This window comes from Bartonella sp. AC10YNML (genome assembly GCF_042196825.1).
In the GTDB taxonomy this organism is placed as follows: domain Bacteria; phylum Pseudomonadota; class Alphaproteobacteria; order Rhizobiales; family Rhizobiaceae; genus Bartonella.
On the sequence record NZ_JBHIRA010000001.1, the window covers coordinates 124,720 to 147,424 of the forward strand.

General features: G+C 37.4%; 11 protein-coding genes. 8 read left to right on the top strand and 3 right to left on the bottom strand.

What is annotated here, in order from left to right:
* Positions 1–47 precede the first annotated feature (47 nt).
* Positions 48–4,706 (bottom strand): translocation/assembly module TamB domain-containing protein, encoded by a 4,659-nt coding sequence (locus tag ACFINA_RS00485; RefSeq protein ID WP_375614913.1) that lies wholly within the window; start codon positions 4,704–4,706, stop codon positions 48–50.
* The gene (locus tag ACFINA_RS00490) at positions 4,706–6,670 is read right to left on the bottom strand and encodes an autotransporter assembly complex family protein (RefSeq protein WP_375606131.1); all 1,965 of its coding nucleotides are present in this window, start codon (positions 6,668–6,670) and stop codon (positions 4,706–4,708) included. The genes ACFINA_RS00485 and ACFINA_RS00490 overlap by 1 nt, the downstream gene beginning before the upstream one ends.
* Positions 6,671–7,079: 409 nt before the next feature.
* Here ACFINA_RS00490 and ACFINA_RS00495 point away from each other — a divergent pair, with 409 nt between their 5' ends.
* Positions 7,080–8,612, top strand: a complete 1,533-nt coding sequence (locus ACFINA_RS00495) for a YifB family Mg chelatase-like AAA ATPase (RefSeq protein WP_375606130.1) — start codon at positions 7,080–7,082, stop codon at positions 8,610–8,612.
* An 11-nt stretch (positions 8,613–8,623) separates the two neighbouring features.
* Here the strand turns inward: ACFINA_RS00495 and ACFINA_RS00500 are convergent, their stop codons facing one another.
* Positions 8,624–9,529, bottom strand: coding sequence for a transporter substrate-binding domain-containing protein (locus ACFINA_RS00500; protein WP_375614914.1), 906 nt, complete (start codon positions 9,527–9,529; stop codon positions 8,624–8,626).
* 904 nt (positions 9,530–10,433) lie between these two features.
* Here ACFINA_RS00500 and gyrB point away from each other — a divergent pair.
* From gyrB to ACFINA_RS00535, 7 genes are all read left to right on the top strand, one after another.
* The gene (gene gyrB / locus ACFINA_RS00505; protein WP_375607927.1) at positions 10,434–12,866 is read left to right on the top strand and encodes a DNA topoisomerase (ATP-hydrolyzing) subunit B; all 2,433 of its coding nucleotides are present in this window, start codon (positions 10,434–10,436) and stop codon (positions 12,864–12,866) included.
* A 118-nt stretch (positions 12,867–12,984) separates the two neighbouring features.
* Complete coding sequence (ubiE, locus tag ACFINA_RS00510; RefSeq protein ID WP_375608981.1) at positions 12,985–13,767, top strand: bifunctional demethylmenaquinone methyltransferase/2-methoxy-6-polyprenyl-1,4-benzoquinol methylase UbiE; 783 nt, start codon at positions 12,985–12,987, stop codon at positions 13,765–13,767.
* A 2-nt stretch (positions 13,768–13,769) separates the two neighbouring features.
* Entirely contained in the window at positions 13,770–15,356 is a 1,587-nt protein-coding gene (gene ubiB, locus ACFINA_RS00515) for a 2-polyprenylphenol 6-hydroxylase (protein ID WP_375606126.1), read from the top strand.
* A 69-nt stretch (positions 15,357–15,425) separates the two neighbouring features.
* Positions 15,426–16,847: a bifunctional phosphopantothenoylcysteine decarboxylase/phosphopantothenate--cysteine ligase CoaBC gene (gene coaBC / locus ACFINA_RS00520; RefSeq protein ID WP_375606125.1), complete on the top strand. Its 1,422-nt coding sequence runs from the start codon at positions 15,426–15,428 to the stop codon at positions 16,845–16,847.
* A 1,879-nt stretch (positions 16,848–18,726) separates the two neighbouring features.
* Complete coding sequence (locus tag ACFINA_RS00525; RefSeq protein WP_375608984.1) at positions 18,727–19,446, top strand: sulfate transporter family protein; 720 nt, start codon at positions 18,727–18,729, stop codon at positions 19,444–19,446.
* A gap of 993 nt (positions 19,447–20,439) precedes the next feature.
* A complete protein-coding gene (gene accD, locus ACFINA_RS00530; protein ID WP_375606123.1) occupies positions 20,440–21,360 on the top strand; it encodes an acetyl-CoA carboxylase, carboxyltransferase subunit beta in 921 nt (306 codons plus the stop codon).
* Between the two features lie 4 nt (positions 21,361–21,364).
* A complete protein-coding gene (locus ACFINA_RS00535; protein ID WP_375614328.1) occupies positions 21,365–22,684 on the top strand; it encodes a bifunctional folylpolyglutamate synthase/dihydrofolate synthase in 1,320 nt (439 codons plus the stop codon).
* Positions 22,685–22,705 lie beyond the last annotated feature (21 nt).

The following is a 22,705-nucleotide window of genomic DNA, read 5'->3' on the forward strand; positions in this document are numbered from 1 at the left end:
GAAATGAGAGACAAAAAACGAAGAAATTGTTTTTTTAAATTCAATCTTTAATAATCTCTTTCATAAAAGAGACCTATACTAGAATTTTGTTCATTTCCTATGGCACCTTTAGCTTTGAGATGACGCGAAATATCTAAATTAATTGTCCCTTTCGTTGTTCCATCAGACCCTGCTTCAAAGCCCAAATAAATATTATTGTGTATGTAGCGTCCAATACGTAAGCCTGTATTACCCTTCTCATTAACGATAACATCAAGATCATCAAGTCCAATTTTAGTTCGTAAAGTATTCAACAAAGATGTATTAGAACCACCTGCAAGATCAGCCGCTGCCGCTGCAAGTTGAGCAATCTGAAATGGTGATAATTCATTAAGAGAGCGATTAAAAATCAAACGCGCCAAAATCTCATCCTGAGGCAAATTTGGTTGTGATGAAAAATTAATATCAAGATTATCAACCGTCCCACTTACAGTTACAGTGACGCGAATATCACCACTGTTATTGTTGGTTACAAAATAAACCGTAGGATTAAGATTACCACTAAAACTCGCTTGTCCTTGATCGAAATTAAGACGTTGCGACAGGATATCAAAACGTCCACGAATCATTCTAAATTCACCAACTGGATGCACATCATTCAATGGACCTGCTAGATTAATGCGTCCTCCCAGTTCAGCATCTAAGCCTTTTCCGCGTACAAAAAATTGATTGCGTGCAGTAATACGCATATTTGATAGCACGACAGATGAAGATTCTTGTGTAACTATACGGCTTTTGCTTTTGTTCGTGTTCTTAACATCAGCACGTTCAAGTGTTGTTTGAATCGATTTAGTTAAATTCTTATTTCTAACATCAAGAAACTTGGCACTTTTAAAATGATCAGGAACAAAAACTTCAGCTTTTTCAACGATGATATCACCACCAAGAACAAGATCATTTAAAAAATGACCTGTCATTGTCATCTCACCTGATAATGTTGCCAGAATCATAGAACCATCATTATAATTGGCATTATCAAGATGAAATATCAAATCTGTCTCTAGACCATTAGAAATACGACCTGAAGCAGAAATTCCTCCCCCCTCAAACGAAGAAGCTGAAGCTTTTTCTATAAGGATATGATCACCTTTCAATTTGCCTTCAATTGTTATATTATTCAATCCTACATTTGTTTGTGAATCAAAAAAGCTACCGTCGCCTATAGAAATATTTCCTATCAATTGTGGCTTTGATAATGCCCCATTAAGAGCTGTATCAATTCTTGCTGTACCCGTTATATGTGCACCACGCTTGGCTAATAAGAGATTAACAAAATCAAGAGGCATTATCCCTTTAACGTTTAATTTTGCCTCTGAACCATTAAGAGATACAGGCCCATGGATGGAAAGATCTAATCCTTTATCTCCAGTAGCTATCATATTTTCAATATGAAATGTCGATTTTTTATAAGAACCACGAGCATTTATATTGATTGACATCGGTCCTTTAGGCGTCATAGCGGTTAAATTTTGACTAGAAAGCTCAAAATGAGCAGATGGATCCTTCATTCTTCCACCAATATCAACTTTACCTATCACTGTCCCATCAAGTGCTTGTCCTGCAATAAAACCATTCGCCAAACGCGCAGATAAATTTTGCAAATTAATATGAAAATCAAGCGCATTTTTCTCTAGAGATATATGCCCCTGAGCTTGTGCTTGTACTCCTTCTCCTGTTAAATTTGCATTCAAAGTAAGATTTTGATCTACAGTGTTTCCCGTAGCAGAAAGAGAAAAAGGCATAATTTTTTTATCTTGAAAAGCAACGGTTGTCAGTCCCTCACCTTTTATATCGTAATTTATATCAGGTTTTTTTAAATGACCACGAATCATAACCTGCCCTGTTACACTCCCTGCTGCTCCAAGATCGGATTTCCACAAATTGACTAAAGTAGCAGGAAGGGCATTCATTGTAAGTCGTAAATTCAGGGTATCTTGAATATTCCCTGCTAAGATGATGTTGCCCCCATTTATTGCAATTCCTAATTCATTGATTGTTATTCCATCTTTATCAAAAGCAATTATGGATGGCTTCAGCAATGTTGCATGAAAAGTATGTTGTTTTAAGTCCACAGTTTCAATTTGCACTTCTCGTTTTATACTTTCTGGAAGTTCCTCAACCATTAAACGACCAGAAAGCCGTGCATTGAGAGTATCATGCAACATCGCCTGAACAGTAAAAACCGTTTGTCCATTATTCCTATCAGCGTGAGCATTTAAACGATTGACCATTACCAAAGGTGTTTGAATATGTTCTGCATTGAGAACTCCTTCAAACTGAGTCATGCCAAAAGGATCGAATATATCAGCATCTATTGCCAATTTTTTTATTTTATTCTTGGAAAAATTCAAATGGTTAACATGCGCCTTCACATTGGTTTTTTGTCTGCCATTTTGTTCATCAAAAATAAAATCTCCTTTTACTTTTCCACTACCATCCTGCAAAAATAACGCTGAAAGTACGGAAATATCATCGGCATCAATATGCAGCGCTCCTTTCAAAAAACCTCCAAGTTGTTGAGAAAGACCACCGGTTATTTTTGCATTTCCCCCTCTAATATCGATATTTTCAAGTTTTCGAATTTTATGAGAATCTTCAAAAGAGGCCGATAAATGCAAAGGTTTCTTAGCAAAAGTTCCTTCACCTTTTACAACTCCTGTTAAAGAAGTAATCGGTGCTGTATTATCCATAAGTGCCTCTATGTTAAACGTTGTGTTTTGAAGTTTCTTCCCCACAAAGAGTGCTTCAGCCACATGAGCACGTGTATTTAGTTTTATATGGCTATTGCTCCCTCTCGCCGTACTTTGAATTGTAAGTGCACCACTTATCTTTGGGTCTAATTTGGACAAATCAGATATTTGAGCAGATAAGTCCATTTTAGCGCTTTCATCTGAAAAATAACCATTAGCCTTTATGTTTGTATATTGATTTTTCAAATTCCAATGACGTAAAATGAAGCCCTTTGTATTTCGAGCAACTCCACCTGAAAGACTAGTATTTCCTTTGAATAAACGATCAAAAGACTGCATGCCTATTTTCATATCGTCAGCCATTCCTGATAATTGGAGATCAAAAATGCCACTCAATAAACTGATCGTTCCTTTGGCTTTAATATCTGCATTACCAGAAAGTGATTGTTTACTGAACACTTCCAAAGGAGTTAATGTTTGAGCTTTTAAACCGAGATCGCCTTTAAAAACAAAATTCTCCATTGTCCCTTTTAACCAAGAAGAAAAACCCTGAGCCGTAACACTCAGATCATGAATCAAAATTGGTTTATTCGAAACAATATCAGTATCTAAATGCACATGAACCGCTTGGCTTAAATTTTCTACTAACGCTCCCTTAATCTTTTTAACCCCTTGAAGCGTCCCTTTAACCTGAACACCAACATGACGAGAAGCTACATTATCAAGATTTTCGCTTACTCCTCCCATATCAAAAATTGCATCGCGAATATAAATATTTTTATTGCTTAAATGACTTACAACCAACCGCCCATTCCAAGATTGTTGCCCTTCGCGACCATAGTCAATGTTCAAAGCAAGAGTATTCGCAGGTTTTGGCACTTCTGATACAGATAAATGAACAGACTCCTTTTCGTTATCAAGAGCCATTTTGCCATCAACAAAAAGCCGTCGCAAGAATCCATCGGCGGTTATTTCAGCATTGACTATAACATTCATTGCTTTGTTCTGAATAACCATCTGATCAAGGTGTGTCAAACCTTCTTTTGTTCTTCTTGCCTTTGCTTTTAATGTTATATTAGATTCAAAGAGACTACGATATTGAGAAGGTATTAAAGGGCTCAGTGTTCCCTCTAGTTTCGTAGAAAAACTCTGTCCTTCTGGAACGCTTGCAAGAATAACATTACCATCTACAATAGAATGATGATCAGACTCTAAAGAAAGTTTGATAACCAAATCATCAAAAGTACCATCACCTTTCATGACGAGATTTAATGCCGGACGTTGTTCAATGTTAAAAATATTCGCCAAAATACCATTTTGTGGTTCGTTAGCAGAAATATCAATTTGAGCTGTACGATTACTATCAGATATCTTGGTGAGAACAGAAAAAGAACCCGGTGCATCTAAACGATGAGCTGCTATATCGACATCAAAATTACCACTAGCCAAGGTGAAATTGCCTTTTAAGGATATATCAGCAGAAAAACCAAAAAGATTCTGTTCAAATGTCACATGTTGGGCTGTAAGTGTATTGATAGAAAGAGCAAGCGGCAATTTTGGTAAAGAGAACTTACCTGTCTCAAGGGAAGAAACAAAAGAAGAGTTGCCTTGCGGTTTGCGTAAAAATGTAACCTGTTCTGCCGAAAGCTGGTTAATATCCATCCGCCCTCTCAGCAACGCTAGACGATTCCAATCCATTTTAGCATTGGTAATTTTAAGCCAAACCCCTTTTTTATCACTGACAGTAATAGTATCAATTGATGTTTGAGAAGACAGTGTCCCTTGCATATTGTGTAAACGAACTTGACGATTAGGCGCTGAAAGCTTTCGTTCAATTAAAGAAACAAACCATGAGCGATCATCTGTTTTCATTTCGCTAGAGGGAAGAATGTCTCCTCTTTGCGCAAAAACAAAACAACCCACCCCAAAAAACAAAAATACAAAGAAGAAAGCTGATAAACGTGCACCTTTTTTCATTAAAATGCTTGCCCTATACCCACATAAAAACCAATGCGAGGGTCACCCTTCTCTCTCTTTAAAGGAAAGGCTAAATCAACGCGTAAAGGACCAAGACCCGTCATATAACGACCTCCTATACCGGCTCCCCATTTAATTTTTTGAGAAAAATCAAAATTCGCCTTTTCCCCTACTAAACCTCCATCAAGAAAACTGACAAACCCTATTTTATCATTTAAAGAAACACGCAATTCTGCTGACCCCTCAATAAGCGCCCGTCCACCAACAACCCCATCATTTTCTGTTTTGATACCAATATTACGGTAAGCATAACCACGAACAGAGCCCCCACCACCAGCAAAAAAAAGCGTATTTGCGGGTACTTGTGCTGTATCATTCCCAAGAATTGTACCAAGCTTTGCCCGCGCAGCAACAACAAAACGATCCCCTTCATCCAACGCCCAATAAGAGCGACCTTCTGCTGTTACTTTTGCAACAAAGTTGCTAAAACGCATCTCATAAAAAGGCTCAATGAAAACTTCACCATATAAACCTTTTGTTGCATTAAACTTATTATTACGACTATCGTAAATCAAGCCGCTAGGGAAACCGATTGTTGTAAAATTACGGCTCCCAAAATAGACATCACGTGAATAACCATTTGAAACTTCTACAGCAGCCTGTCCCGATAGATTACCATTAAAAATATGCGTAATACCTAATTTTCCTTTGATGGCTTTTGTCGTATAATTTTCTAAAACATCTTGTTGTATTTTTAATTCTGACCTGAAATCTGTATCTGGCGTGAGTACACCGGGCTTTACAAATGTGCCTCCGAAAAGATAATCAAAATTTTTAAAATTATATGATTGCTTTTTATTGCTACCAACACCAGTTATTTTTGTTTCAATTTTAAGAGTCTCTGCATGACCAAAAAGATTGTTATGCATCCAATAAGTCTCAAAACCGGCACCGTCTAAAGTTGAATAGCTACCGCCTACACCAAAACGACGCGGTTTATGTTCTTGTACAACAAGTGCAAGCGGTAAACGTCCATCTAGATTAATAGTATCAGCCTCACGTATATTGATAGCACGAAAAACACCAAGGCGCGCAAGACGTTCATTTCCCTTAGCTAACGCATCGGAATCGTATATCTGCCCTGGTTTCAATCCGGTCATCCACGCGATATAAGCTGAATCTACACGTGGTTTCTTACTTATATTACGCACACTTAAAGGACCATAATAAGCCTTTTGTCCAGGAGCAACAACAATCCGTCCTTCAACACGCAACGCAGCATGGTCAGCCACGACCTCACTCTTCATAATTTTAGCTTTAGCATAACCTTGTTGCCGCCATCCTTCTATCGCCCATTTTTCTGCTTTCAAAATAGTTTCAGATTTAGCAATAGCCCCAACTTTATAGCCCAATTCTTCAATTGTGGGCATTTTATGCGCTTTACGTTTTTCAAACGGAGCTACTTTATCAATATTTGCAATACTAAAAACATATTGTGGACCAGCATTAATTGTAATAACAATATTGGACCGTGCTGGAAGTTGAGTTACCGGACTTAAATCAGCGACTTCTAAGCCATTAATTTTAATACTAATAATACCACCATAGCGTCCATCAGCATAAAGAGCAGAAAGAATTGCTCGATAATCTGAACGCGCCTTGGCGAGCAAACCAGAAGAACTGGCGGATGCTTTCTCTTTATCAGCAACAAGAGAAGAAACAGATTTAACTATTTTTATACCTTCTAATGGTGCACCTGGCGGTGCAACAACATCAACTTTATAAAATTTCTCTGTACTTTTAGCATAATGTGAAGAAGAATTTGTTTTCTTTTGACCAAAAAGAGGGATGCCGAAAAAATCAAATGCAGCAAGTGGCTGTGGAAAAGAAAAAGTAAAACACAAGCCTATAAATACACAGCGCATAGTCCCTGATTTTAACAAAATTCTTGTCTGGTATACCATAAAATCAGATACCTTATAATACACTTTGCATCTACTACGCTTTAAATAATATAAAAATAAGAAAGGTAAATATAATTACTTTGCACATTTTACACGTTTTATCACATCAAATAACACTCTGCGATACATAACGTTATCCTCCCCTTATATTTTCATAAAATTCTGCACTGTTGTATAACACGAACAGCCTCATTCTTTTTTTTCTTAACATATTTATTTAGCTTATTATAAATGTTTTATTGCGTCCCATATCATCATGGTTAAATTTGTACAAATGACTTTCCATGGGAATGCTAAAAAACTGCCCACGTATATAGTTCTCTCTATAAAAAAAGCTATAGAGATGCTTCTTGATTTTTATAAATAGATATGATTGTCTCTACCAAGTCTAAAGGGGGAAAATAAATAAATGATCGCACGTATTACAACTGTTGCTTTTCGCGGTCTAGAAGCAGTCCCTGTCGATGTACAGGTTATGATTTCGTCTGGTAAAATAGGAATGGCTATTGTTGGATTAGCTGATAAGGCAGTTGCAGAAAGCCGTGAACGTGTACAAGCAGCCCTCCACGCTTGTGGACTTTCTATGCCTACTAAACGAATTACGATTAATCTTGCACCAGCTGATTTACCTAAAGAGGGATCACATTATGATTTGCCAATTGCCGTAGGCTTAATGCTTGCTATGGAAATCCTCCCTCCTGAAGTAGCAGAAGACTATGTCATTTTAGGAGAATTATCATTAGATGGTTCACTTACCGCTGTTCATGGTGTGTTACCAGCCGCCATGACAGCTTTATCACTCGATAAAGGACTGATTTGTCCTTTTCAATGTGGACCTGAGGCAGCATGGGCAAATGCAGAAATAAATATTCTTGCCCCAGAGACTCTGCTCACTATAGTCAACCATTTCAAAGGAACCCAAATTCAAAAACGTCCACAACCGCGCCAATATACTATCGAAACTGAGCTTCCAGATCTTTGCGAAATCAAAGGACAAAAAACAGCCAAACGTGCCTTAGAAGTTTGTGCTGCTGGACGCCATAACCTTTTGTTTGTAGGTCCCCCTGGTGCTGGAAAATCTATGCTAGCGCAACGCTTACCTTCCATTTTGCCACCTCTTGATAGCCGTGAGCTTTTAGATGTCTCTCTGATTGCTTCTATTACAGGAGAAACGGTTCATAATACCATTTCACTTCATTGCCCCTTTCGTTCCCCACATCATTCTGCGTCCATGGCCGCAATGATTGGTGGAGGGCTTAAAGGACGACCGGGAGAGGTCTCCCTTGCTCATAATGGTGTGTTATTCCTTGATGAATTGCCTGAATTTTCTCCACAGGTTCTTGATTCTCTTCGTCAACCTTTAGAAAGTGGGGAGTCAGTTATCGCCCGCGCTAATCACCATATTAGCTATCCTGCTCGATTCCAACTTATTGCCGCAATGAATCCTTGCCGTTGTGGTATGGCAGGCGAAAAAGACCATGTTTGCCCTAAAGGGATACGCTGTCAAATCGATTATCAGTCCCGTATTTCTGGTCCTCTGCTTGACCGAATTGATTTACGGATTGATGTCCCTGCTTTGACGGCTATGGACCTTATGCAACCAGAACAATCAGAAAAAAGCTGCGACGTTGCCAAACGCGTCGCACGGTGCCGTACCATTCAAGCTAAACGTTTTTCAACAATGGGGTTTGATCATATTCGTACCAATGGCGATTGCCCTGCCAAAATTATAGAACAGATTGCCATTCCTGATAAAAGTGCGACCATACTCTTACGAGATGTGAGTGAAAAAATGCACCTCTCTGCACGCGCTTATCATCGTATTCTCAAAGTTGCACGCACAATTGCTGATCTTGACGGATCAGATACTCTTTCACGCTATCATCTCGCAGAAGCTATTTCCTATCGACTAGGCGCAGAAAGATTAACAGCCCTTAACTAAAAAACTACTCATCAATAAAAACTTATTGGAAAATAACGCAAATAAAGTTCTGTAAGTTTACCATCCTCTTCTAAAGATTTCAGCGCATAATTGAGTATATCAACCAATTTTTCATTCTTTTTTGCAACAGCAAGCTGCATTCCTTGCCCCAATAACTGTGGCGCCATATATGCCCCCCCAACAAAATGACAGCAATTCGCGGTTTTTGAATCGTTTAGCCATAAAGATAAAGCAAATCCATCATCAAAAATAAGATCAATTTTACGCTCCTGTAACGCTTTATAGAGCTCCGCCCTGCCTTTAAATTCTTGTCCTTTGGCTTCAGGAAAATAGTGATGAAAGAGCTTTTCGTGAACACTTTTAGATAAAACACCACTGGTTAAATGTACCAATTGATCACTTATTGGCTCATCGAGATTTAAAAGTCGAGTAGCAACAAATCGCGCTGGAAAACGCAAATATGGCTTTGTAAAAACAAGATCTTGCTGGGTTTTATTTGTTTCTTTTAAACCTGCAATAATAACTTCTGCACCACCATTGTTAACATGTTCTACAAGCTCTTTCCAAGGAACAACTTCTACTTCACAAAACTTCTCTAATTCTAATTTTGAGCAAATAGCACGCAATAAATCGATATTATAACCTGCAAGATGCCCCGTTTTATCAAGAAAATTAAAAGGAGGAAAATCAAAAGTTGTTACAAAACGCAAACGAAAGATATCCGTTGTATCAGGTTGTACCAAATGTTCATGCGAATCAAAAAAAGAAGGCAGCCTTTCAGCTTCTGCGTAAGAGGAAAATAGAACCCCCCCTGCTACAAATAAAATACGAATAAAAATATTGTATGGATTATTGAATAAAAGATACCGTAGACGCAATTGAAGATGTTTTACATATATAGATTTTTTTATTTTCAAAATCTCTCCCCCATTTTCAAAACTAAGATGCAACTCTCCTTAACTATTATCTAACGCACTTCACCAAAATATCTGGCGTTTAATAAATAAAATTCTTGCTATTTTTTAAAACTGTTAAAAAATTTAACAGTTTTCATATATTTTTTTGAAACCATTGAAAATACTTCTTAAAAAATTGCGTGAATAAGCCGCACAATAGCGTTTTATTTTGAATAAGAAATGTAACCTCCATGGACAGGAATAATACAAACAAATATACACAATATTCTCACCTCAATTTAACATACAAAAAGTTAAAAAACTTAGAGAACGCGTAATATTAACTTCATTAAGATTGAAGATTGATTTATAGGTAAGAAAGTAAAAGTCTCGTTAGTGTAACATAAAGATGCACAACTAATTTTGAAATATTATGCATATGCAAAAATAAACAATAATACTACTCTTTACATAATTTTAAAATTTACGTTTAAAGTTTACGTAAAGCATAATTGGCCTCGTCCTCAAATTTTAAAGGAAAAGGATTCGTACCAACGCTGTTCTGTAAACAGTCAGCTTCTCTCGATAAATTACGCTTTTAATTTCTTTAGTCTTCTCATTGTGATTCACTTAACTAAAGGCGTTCAAGCCCTGCCCTGAATATTCACCACGCACTGTAAAAATACTTAAATATACCAAAGAGGTGCTTACTTGTCTTATATTATCACCCTAAATGACGGTATTTTACTGTATAATTGTGTCATATCATTTCATCATTCTTTCCATTATATATCGACAGATATTGAATCTAGATCTGATATACGGTAAATGTTTAATGTGGTTATTCCATAAATAACTTATCAGAACATTGAGCTTTAAAAAAGCGGATAAAATATTGAAATTGAACACAGGAATGGACTAACTTATGAGTGATGAAATAACCTCACCGGCAAAAAGCCATGACTATGATGCGGCTTCTATCAAAGTTCTCAAAGGTCTTGATGCTGTACGCAAACGTCCTGGGATGTATATCGGTGACACTGATGATGGATCGGGGTTACATCATATGGTCTATGAAGTTGTAGACAATGCTATCGATGAGGCTTTAGCCGGTCATGCAACTCTTGTAAACGTCACACTCCATGCTGATGGTTCTTGTTCTGTTCGTGATAATGGACGCGGAATTCCGACAGATATCCATCCAACAGAAGGTATTTCTGCAGCTGAAGTTATTATGACACAGCTTCATGCCGGCGGAAAGTTTGATCAAAACTCTTATAAAGTTTCAGGCGGATTACACGGTGTTGGCGTCTCTGTTGTGAATGCACTCTCTGTTTGGCTTAAATTGCAAATCAAACGCAATGGTAAAATTCATGAAATATCATTTACCCACGGGGTAGCTGATGCTCCATTAAAAGTTGTTGGCGATTGCGATCAAGAAAGTGGAACAGAAATTAGATTTTTACCAAGCTCTGAAACCTTTACTATGGTTGAGTTTGATTTTGAAACTTTAGAGCGTCGTTTACGGGAATTAGCCTTTCTAAATTCTGGGGTTTATATTCTTCTTGTTGACGAGCGTCATGCTGATATTAAATCCGTTGAATTGCATTATGAAGGTGGATTAATAGAGTTTGTGAAATATATTGATCAATCAAAAAAAGCGCTGCTTGATACTCCTATTTATATTACAAGTGAAAAGGATGGTATGAGCGTTGATGTTGCCCTATGGTGGAATGATTCCTATCATGAGAAGGTCTTGTGTTTTACCAATAATATCCCTCAGCGTGACGGTGGAACTCATTTGATAGGTTTCAGAAGTGCCCTTACACGCCAAATTAATGGCTATGCTGAATCTTCAGGTATTGCTAAAAAAGAAAAAGTGAACTTAACCGGTGATGACTGCCGTGAAGGATTAACAGCTATTCTTTCTGTCAAAGTTCCTGATCCAAAATTTTCTTCACAAACAAAGGATAAGTTAGTCTCTTCTGAAGTGCGCCCTATTGTTGAAAGTTTGGTCAATGAAGGTCTTTCAATATGGCTGGAAGAACATCCTCATGAAGCAAAACTTCTCATTAGTAAAGTGGTAGAAGCTGCAACAGCACGTGAAGCAGCACGCAAAGCACGTGAACTCACAAGACGAAAAGGGGCGCTTGATATCACTTCTCTACCAGGAAAGCTTGCCGATTGCCAAGAACGAGATCCCGCAAAATCAGAAATCTTTATTGTCGAGGGGGATTCGGCTGGCGGTTCAGCAAAAAGTGGGCGCTCACGTCAAAATCAAGCAATTTTACCCCTTCGTGGTAAAATCCTCAATGTTGAACGAGCACGTTTCGACCGCATGCTCTCATCTGATATGATTGGAACACTTATTACAGCTCTTGGAACGTCTATCGGTAAGGATGAATTTTCACCCGATAAATTACGTTATCATAAGATTATTATCATGACAGATGCGGACGTTGATGGAGCCCATATTCGTACGCTGCTGCTCACTTTCTTTTTTAGACAAATGCCCGAGTTGATTGAACGTGGACATCTTTATATTGCTCAGCCTCCTCTTTATAAAGTATCGCGTGGAAAATCTTCCCAATATATTAAAAATGAAGCAGCGTTTGAAGAATTCTTGATCGATACTGGATTAGAAGAAACAACGCTTGAGCTTTCAACGGGAGAAGTTCGTGCAGGAGCTGATTTGTATCAACTCGCTAAAGATGCTCGTATATTACGTCAACTTTTAAATGGTCTTCATACCCGTTATGACCGTAATATTGTTGAACAAGCAGCAATTGTTGGCGCTTTTAATCTTGAAGTCTTTGCAACACAAGAAAAAGCGCAAAAAATAGCAGATACTGTAGCACTCCGCCTTAATCTGATTGCTGATGATATGGAACAAGGTTGGAGTGGACAATATACAGCAGATGGAAGTTTATGTTTTGAGCGTATTTTACGTGGTGTTAAAGATGTTGTTACGCTTGATGTGGGACTTATAAATTCAACTGACGCACGCCAAATTGATCGCATTTCCCAAAATTTTATCGACATATATCATCCTCCTGTTCTTTTACGTCGCAAAGATAAAACAGAGCGTATTTTTGGTCCTATGAGCCTTTTAGAGAGCATTTTTACAAACGGTAAAAAAGGTGTTACTCTTCAACGTTATAAAGGTCTTGGGGAAATGAATGCTGAACAACTTTGGGAAACAACGCTTGATCCCAATGCACGTTCTCTTTTACAAGTAAAAATTAATGATGCAACCGATGCAGATTCACTCTTTTCTCGTCTCATGGGTGATGAAGTTGAACCTAGACGTATTTTTATTCAAGACAATGCCTTAAGCGTTGCCAATCTTGATATCTAAAGATACTCTTCTGTTTTTGGCTGTGTAAACGTCGTAGTTTTATACGTTGTTTTTTCGTAGTTGAACATTCCCTCTCTATTTCATTTACGATAAAAGAAAAATAAGGTAGATCATATACATGGCAATTGAAACAGAACGTGTAGGAACCAAGGGTGGCATGGAGCACTCTTTTGGTTTTACAAGAGTAGATGAAACACAAAAACAATCCATGGTGGATGGTGTGTTTCATTCTGTCGCTGAAAATTATGACAAGATGAATGATATCCTATCATTGGGGCTACATCGTGTGTGGAAAAATTCCATGATTGCTTGGCTTTCCCCACCAGCACTTTCTCATTGGAAAGTTCTTGATGTCGCTGGCGGTACAGGTGATATTGCTTTTCGTATTCTTAATGCTTCACGCCAAAAAGCCCATGCTACAGTGCTTGATATTAATGGCTCAATGCTCAGCGTTGGCAAAAAACGCGCACAAAAAAATGGTCTTGCCCCTCTGATTGATTTTGTTGAAGCCAATGCAGAACATCTACCTTTTGAAGATCAAAGCTTTGACGCTTACACGATTGCTTTTGGAATTCGCAATGTTCCTCATATTGATCAAGCCCTTAGAGAAGCTTTTCGTGTCTTAAAGCCCGGTGGACGTTTCTTATGCTTAGAATTTTCAAATGTCGAGATGCCTCTGTTGGATAAAATTTATGATCTTTGGTCTTTCCATGCTATCCCTAAGCTGGGTCAATTTATCGCAAATGATGGCGATGCTTATCGTTATTTGGTTGAATCTATCCGCAAATTTCCTAAGCAAGATGATTTTGCCCATATGATCAAGCATGCGGGGTTTTCGCGGGTATCGTACCGCAATCTCACCGGTGCGATTGCAGCGCTGCATTCAGGTTGGAAAATTTAAAAATGGTGCAAATTTCCCCTTACTTTCAATTGATGCGTGCAGGATGGGTTTTAACACGTGAAGGTGTTTTAAGTGCTCTCCCTCATGATGATCTTCAAGGATTTCCAGCGCTATGTCATCGTATAGCGAGTGCATTAGCACGACGCAAAACAAAAAAGAAACAACGATCTGAAAATATTTCATATGCCATTAATAAGCTTGGACCCTCTTACATAAAACTTGGTCAATTTCTTGCCACAAGACCTGATATTGTTGGGCGTGATATTGCGGAAGATTTGTCACAGCTACAAGATCGCGTCCAAACATTTTCTTGCACTGCCGCTATTGCTCAAATTGAAAGTTCTCTTGGTCGCTCTATTGATGATTTATTCGTAAATTTTTATCCCCCCATTGCCGCCGCGTCTATTGCTCAAGTTCATCCAGCTGAATATAGTGATGAAACTGGCCATAAGAAAAAATGTGCTGTAAAAGTTATTCGTCCCAATATCAGAGCACGTTTTTCTAAAGATCTTAGAGGATTCTATCTCATTGCTCATTTACAAGAGCGCTATATCCCTGCCTCTCGAAGGCTTCGTCCTGTTTGTGTGGTGGATACTTTAGCACAAACAACACGACTTGAAATGGATTTACGCTTAGAAGCAGCAGCTATATCTGAAATGGCTGAAAATATTCAACATGATACAGGCTTTCGGGTTCCACGTATTGACTGGGAACGGACAGGGCGTAATGTTCTTACAATGGAATGGATTGATGGTATAAGAATATCCGAAACTTCCAAACTCAAAGAAGCAGGTTTTGATTTGAAGGCGCTTGCTATTACGCTTATTCAATCTTTTCTTCGTCATACACTGCGTGATGGTTTTTTTCACGCCGATATGCATCCTGGTAATTTATTTGTAGATGAAAAAGGATGTATTGTTGCTGTTGATCTAGGCATTACAGGAAGGCTTGGCAAAAAAGAAAAGCATTTCCTTGCTGAAATTCTTTACGGCTTTATTACCCGCGATTACCATCGAGTTGCACGTGCCCATTTTGAGGCCGGCTATGTTCCTTCACACCATAATATCGAAAGCTTTGCGCAAGCCAACCGCGCTATTGGCGAACCAATTCACGGACAATCAGCACAAAGCATTTCCATGGCTAAATTGCTCACTTTATTATTTGAAGTCACTGAATTATTTGACATGCAAACGCGACCTGAACTTTTATTGCTGCAAAAAACAATGGTTGTCGTGGAAGGTGTTGCCCGTACATTAGACCCCACTTTTAATATGTGGAAAGCTTCTGAACCCGTTGTCAAAGAATGGATTAGTAAAAATTTAGGACCCGTAGGCGTTGCAAAAGACTTTAGTGAAGGAGCAAAAGCTCTCCTTTCGCTGGCACGCAAAACACCACAATTGGTTCAAAATTTCCAACGAATAGAAGAAGATTTCAATCAAATGAGAAAAACAGGTTTTAATCTTTCTCCTGCTACCCTCAAACAACTTGCTGTGGAACAAAGTCACAGAAACCGTTATGGTCGTTATAGTCTTTTCATCATTGCACTTTGTTGCGCTTGTCTTACTTTTTACTTTTTTCATCTTTTCTAATCTCCTTAATATGCTAAAAATATCAACAATGAAATCATTGAAATCATTTTTACTTCTTGGAGGTATTTTATGGCCAGTATTACTATTCGTAACCTGTCTCTTGAAACCAAAGAAGCTTTGCGCATACGCGCCGCGCAAAATGGTATTTCTATGGAAGAAGAAGCCCGCCGTCTTTTAAGCAATCCCCCTACTCACACCACACTCCCCTCTCATGCCAGTGCTGTTGAAGTGCAATCATTGAAATCAAAATCTCTCCTTCTTATTATTGGTGGAAGTATTGCATCTTATAAAGCCCTTGATTTGATTCGCCGTTTACAAGAACGTGGAGCAGATTTAAAAGTTGTGATGACAAAAGCGGCGCAAAAATTTATTACGCCTTTAGCCGCTGAAGCTTTAAGCGGTGGTACTGTATATACTGATTTATTTTCACGCGAAGAAGAACATGATATCGGACATATCCGATTAGCACGTGATGCTGATCTGATTATTTTAGCTCCTGCTACAGCCAACCGCATTGCAAAAATAGCCAATGGCATAGGAGATGATCTGGCTGATTGTGTCCTTTTAGCAGCACGCTGTCCACTCTTGATTGCACCCGCCATGAATCCAGCCATGTGGGTGCATCCAGCAACTATTCGTAATGTTGCACAATTGCACGCAGATGGCGTTCATATCATCGGACCAGAAATCGGAAATATGGCTGAACGTGACGAGATTGGATATGGACGTATGAGCGAACCTTTAACTATTGTCGCTGCTATAGAGAATCTTTTGAACGTGCATGAAAAACCTCTCTTTGACCGCCATTTCATCGTTACCTCTGGCCCTACCCATGAACCAATTGATCCAGTACGTTATCTTGCTAATCGGTCCTCAGGTAAACAAGGTCATGCCATTGCAACCGCTCTTGCACATTTGGGTGCAAAAGTAACACTTATTTGTGGACCTGTTCATCTTGCAGACCCACAAGAAGTAAAAACAATTCATGTTGAAACAGCACAACAGATGTTAAAAGCCGTTCAAACCGCATTGCCTGCTGATGGTGCCATCTTTGTTGCCGCTGTTTGTGACTGGCGTAGTCAAACCCAATCTTTACACAAAATTAAAAAGGATGCTCATAAAACACCACCATCCCTTCAAATGGTTGAAAATCCTGACATTTTAGCAACGATTGGACACGCTCCAAAACGCCCCTCATTGGTCATTGGTTTTGCTGCTGAAACATGCGATATTATTGCTAATGCGCAAAAGAAATGCGTTGAAAAAGGAGCTGATTTCATTCTTGCTAATGATATTTCTCTTCAAGTAGATGGTACAAGTGTCATGGGTTCTGATACAAATCAAGTTTATCTCGTAAGTAGAAAAAAAGTTGAACAATGGCCTCATATGAGTAAACAACACGTAGCGCAAAAATTAGCAAACGTGATTGTATCATTTTTTGCCCCCCAAACATCTACTCCTCATGAGAAAAATATACCCCTTTGCAAATAAGAACTCTTCAAACGCGTTGATATTAAAACACCTTATAAAATAGAACTGATAATAGGTGTCTATCCATCTCAATTAGTATATAATATTTTTGATTTATAATGATAACCTAGCATTGTTCATATTAAATTAGAATCCCAGACATCGTAAGATTCTCTCATTCCCAATCTCTCTCATATTGAATCAATAAAAATCATTTTCTTGCACGTTTTAAACAAGGATAACTGTATGAATACAAAACGTTTAAGAAAGAACTAAAAGCGCTTATAATGGACCGTCTCAAGAACCAAGAGCTTGTCTCGGACAACACTAAGGATGATGGCACCAACGTACTCTTTTTATTAAGAGTATAGTGATGCCCTATAAGTTTTATATTATTCACGAGAGCTTTACCCATAGACCATTCACAAGCGCTGTTGCGAAATGGGTGTGACAAGCGTTGGAAAATATTTTTTAAAAAAATCACATCTCACTCTAGCCTTCATAAAAGTAGGATCTATTGCACTACTGTCTCCCCAGCTTATAAAAAAACAAGCTATCATTCACTTTGCCTAACATTAATTTTGAGAAAGCTCTTGCACTGGATAAAATTTATAAAAAGCATTTTCTCTCTTCAATGTTTTTATCCCCATATTGGTCCTATTTATAATATACGAATAAATGATTTTGATTGTTTCATGATGAGAACAGCTCATGAGAAAATATGACAACTTTATTTGAAGCTCTTATTCACTATGAAAATGATGTATAAATTAATATATTATAATATCTCAATGCAATTTTAAGCATACCTCACACTGACGCTCATAAAGAGTGTAGACAAAATTCATTGTACCACTGTCTATAAGTTTATGAAACTGACGCTTTTATTATTTTCCTCAGTGATCGGTCTTTAAGATTAAATGTCTGTCTCCTCTCTCCAGCATACCAAGACCACAAAGACTAGAATTTTATCCATGATATCCTCACATTGTGACGATTCATGAGAAGCATTTTTATTCTTTTATCGAAAGCTTTGTACCCATACATTGGTCTCGCCTATAATGTGCACGTAAATAATTTTTTGATGTTGAATAGAGACTTTGAAATTAAAGAATATTTCTATATTTTGGATTCTTATTCAAGTTGAAAATGATCAATTCTCTTCATAAATTAATGGTGTTATTATCTAAAAATTATTTGATACAGTGCACCACTTGTATGAAAAGTGCTTCAATGAATTCTTACTTCATTGCACTTATGGCTTTTAAAATTCAAAATCTCATCATTTTTAAGCATCAGTGACATCTCCCTTTCTTTGCTTCTTCTCAAAAAACTGCTCTTCCATGGAATCGGACGGTCAATCGCCTAAGCTTATTTTTTCCACTTCTATCATATTAATCATTCTGTTGCCCAAAATTAGAATATCTACGGAGCTACTACGTTACCCCTATTCCATTGAACTCAATATTTTTTTGAAAGCGAGAGGCAAAAGCATGCTGCCAAATAGTAGAAAAGTACAGAATTTTAGGAATTGTGTAAAACAATTAAGCACTTAAATAAACTAAGTTAGATAAATCTACTGAATAAATAGAAGTAAATAACTTTCCTCTCCAAAGTTCTTATTCCTTAATTTTTTACATATATCATATAAACGCAATAATCTACACTATGTACAAAAATAATAAAAACTTCTTCTACAACAGCTGCTTTTTAAATTCTTCTTTGTTTTAAAAATCAAAATTTCTATTTATTCAAACTTTATTTTAAATAAAGGAGCCTTATCCGTTTTTTATAATGTTTTTGAAAAAAATCTTGTAATTCAAAGAAAGAAAAAATTACACTGTACATACTTTAAATATATTTCTTGTTTTTTTTGCTTCTTTCCTTAGTTTATTAATCTATGATTTTTACTGCTGCTTATCGTGCTTTACAACGTCTTCTGACCTCGCAATATCGTATTATGATACTGAAAGCATTGGGGGTTACTTTTTTCATTCTCACCATTTTATGGTTATGTGTGCACCAACTTTTTGTGTCTTACTTTTGGCCCTGGATTGCTCAATTTCTTCCTGGACTCCCTAGTTGGGCGGGATGGATTGGTTTTAGCATGCTTATCATTTTTAATCTTGGTTTGGCTCTTTTGTTAGCTTTTTTGATTGCACCAATCACCGCTATGATTGGTGGTTTTTTCATTGATTCTGCTGCTGAAATCATTGAAAAAGAGGATTACCCAAATGAGCCTATTGGACAAGCTTTGCCGTTTCAGCGTTCTCTTATCATTTCCTTTAAATTTGTTATTTTAAGCCTTCTTGGTAATGGAATTGCTTTTATTTTATTCTTCATACCAGGTATTAATTTAATTGCTTTTTATCTTATTAATGGTTATTTGCTCGGTCATGAATATTTCTTGTTTGCTGCTTATCGTTTTCGAACAGAGCAAGATGCACGTACTTTTTTACATACTCATTACACAACGGTTTTTGGTGCAGGATTATTGATAGCGCTTTTTGTTTCGATTCCAATTCTTAATTTAGCAACACCGCTTTTTGCAGCCGCCTTTATGACATATTTACACAAAATGCTTTCCCAAAAGACCATGGCACGCATTACACAAAAATAGTTTCCTTGACTTTAAGGTTAATAAAACTTGCCAGCCAAAGAAAGCATAATATAAAATTTTATGCTTTCTCTTTTATTAAAGCAATATATTGATTTATAATGATAATTTATTGTTTCACAATATGAGTGAAAAACCTAAATATCATGAGGGTTTCTCATTTTAATCCTATTCATATTGGATCAATTGAAATCGTTTGTTTATGTATCATAAATGAAGGTGGTATGCGGATAAAAGTACTTTCAAAAAGGCGTGAAATATCTTTATATGAATCCTCTCAATGCAAACATTATCGTCGCATTGAAAACTGAAAAAGAGTATGATGGTGTCGCTTTGTACCTTATATTTCAGTAAAAATGGAGAGCATAATGTATTTTATACCCTTCATAGAGAAATGATTATTATACTCTTCATGGGTACCGTCATAAGAGAGTTTTGGGAATATTGAGACTGTTAAATCTAGCAACGCGTGAATACATAACAAGAACAATATTTTGTTTTTGACGTTCTATTTTATGTGAAAAGCGTGCGCTTTGAAAAACCATTCTGAAAAAATATTGCTCTGGTGTTGGCGTTTCGCTAACATAACATTATCATAGTCATTATCTTTAATGAATGAGTGTGGCTTATATTATAAGGTTTCTTGATTTAAAAATTGTTGATATTAATGATTAATTGGATATCCATTTTTATTAAAAGAAAATAAGGCGTTTGTTAATGAGCGCAAGGAGTGAGTTTTAATACAAAAATCAAAGAATAAAAACATGTCAGTTCTTAAAACTTCTGAGAAGTTTGTTATAGGAAATACTCTTCATGCATATGATTGTTGTAAAATTGGAAAAATTAAAAAACAGTGGAGTGAGAGCTATACGTATACTGATAAAAGTATTAAATAGACTCGTTTGGTCAGCCGGCAAAGCAAATGTGACTGCTTAAATTCTATATTCTTTCAAATCATGCAAAAGGTGTATAATATTTTAAAGGAAGGTTATAAAGATGAACTGGATTACAAATTATGTTCGCCCTAAAATTAATTCTATATTGGGACGCCGTGAAATTCCAGAAAATCTATGGATTAAAGATCCTACCAGTGGTGAAATGATCTTCCATAAAGATTTGGAAGCCAATCAATTTGTGGCTCCTAATTCTGGCTATCATATGCGTATCAGTGCCAAAAATCGTCTCATGCATTTTTTTGATGATGGTATTTATACAGCTCTTGAAAATCCAAAAGTTGTGACAGACCCTTTAAAGTTTCGCGACGAAAAACGCTATATTGATCGGTTAAAAGAGTACCGTTCTAAACTCGGTGTTGAGGACAACATTTTGAGTGCACGCGGTACGATTGAGGGTTTGCCAATTATTGCAACCGTTCAAGATTTCGCCTTTATGGGGGGATCACTCGGTATGGCCTCAGGAGAAGCTATTATCAAAGCTTTTGATACTGCCATTGCCGAAAGATGCCCTTTGGTTCTTTTTACTGCTTCTGGTGGTGCACGCATGCAAGAAGGAACACTCTCATTGATGCAAATGCCCCGTACAACAGTAGCGATTGAAATGTTGAAAGAAGCAAAACTTCCCTATATTGTTGTGCTGACTAATCCAACCACCGGTGGTGTTACTGCTTCTTACGCCATGCTTGGTGATATTCACATTGCCGAACCTGGCGCTATGATTGGTTTTGCTGGTCCACGTGTGATTCAACAAACGATACGTGAAACCCTACCAGAAGGGTTTCAAAGTAGTGAATATCTGCTTGAACATGGTATGATTGATATGGTTGTATCGCGTTTAGAAATGAAAACAACAATTGCGCGTATTTTACGCTTGATGATGAAACGCCCTGCTGTTTTTAACCCTTCCGATCCATCCCCAACAGACTCTCAAACATCGCTTTCTAGGACAAAAGCAGCTTAAGTTTATGCAACAAAGTCAAATACAAAGGGTGGTGGATGATTTACTAAAAAATTATCCGAAAAAATTTGATCTTTCTTTAGAGCGTATTGTTCACCTTTTAGAGCGTCTTGGTAATCCACATTTAAAACTTCCACCTGTTATTCACATCGCTGGAACAAATGGCAAAGGATCTGCCTCCGCAATTTGTCGTGCTCTTTTGGAAAGTGAAGGATACTGCGTTCATGTTTATAGCTCACCTCATCTTGTCAACTGGAATGAACGCTGCCGGTTAGGTCAAAAAGGAGGTGGTCAACTTGTTACAGAAAACCAATTGGCAGAGACAATCCGTGAAATTATAAAAGTAAATCGTCAAGAGCCGATTACTATTTTTGAAATTTTTACAGCCGCTGCCTTTATGCTGTTTAGTATACATCCAGCTGATGTTGTTATTTTAGAAGTTGGATTGGGAGGACGTTTTGATGCTACCAATGTCGTTAACAAAACAGCTGTATCGCTTATTATGCCCATTGATTATGATCATGAGAATTTTCTTGGAAACACAATTGCTCAAATCGCTTTTCAAAAAGGGGGGATTATAAAACCAAACGTTCCAGTGGTCATCGGAAAGCAGAATTATGAAGAAACTCTTGCTACTTTAATACCCCTTGCCGATAAAAATAAAGCATCTTATGCTCTCTTTGATCAAGATTATCAAAGCTATAAAGAACATGGACGTATGGTTTTTCAAAACCATCAAGGTCTCATGGACCTTCCTCTTCCTAACCTTATTGGAGACCACCAAATTGCTAATGCTGGTGCATCTCTTGAAGCAGTTTATCAAGCGGGTTTTCAACTTTCAGAACAAACCATAAATGACGCTTTGAAGAATATTTATTGGCCCGCACGAATGCAGCGTCTTACCCAAGGGCTTTTGGTTGATCAACTATCTCCTGATATTGATTTATGGTTAGATGGTGGTCACAATCCTGCTGCAGGAAAAGTTATTGCGGCAGAACTTACACAATGGAGAAAAAAAACAGATCGTCCCATTATTATGATTGCTGGCATGCTTAATACCAAAGATGCTGTCGGTTATTTTCGTCCTTTAGCAAACCTTGTCGATAAAGTATATACGATACCGCTTATTAACAATGACGCCAGTCTCTCTCCAATAAACTTAGCTGAATCAGCCCAAAAAGCAGGAATCTTTGCTACTCCACAAGCACATCTACAAGATGCTTTGTATAAAATTAAAATGGAATATAAAGAGGCTATTGTCCTTATTAGTGGTTCTCTTTATCTTGCGGGTGATATTTTGCGTGACAATAAAACACCACCGTGCTAGATAATTAGCTATTTTTAAAGC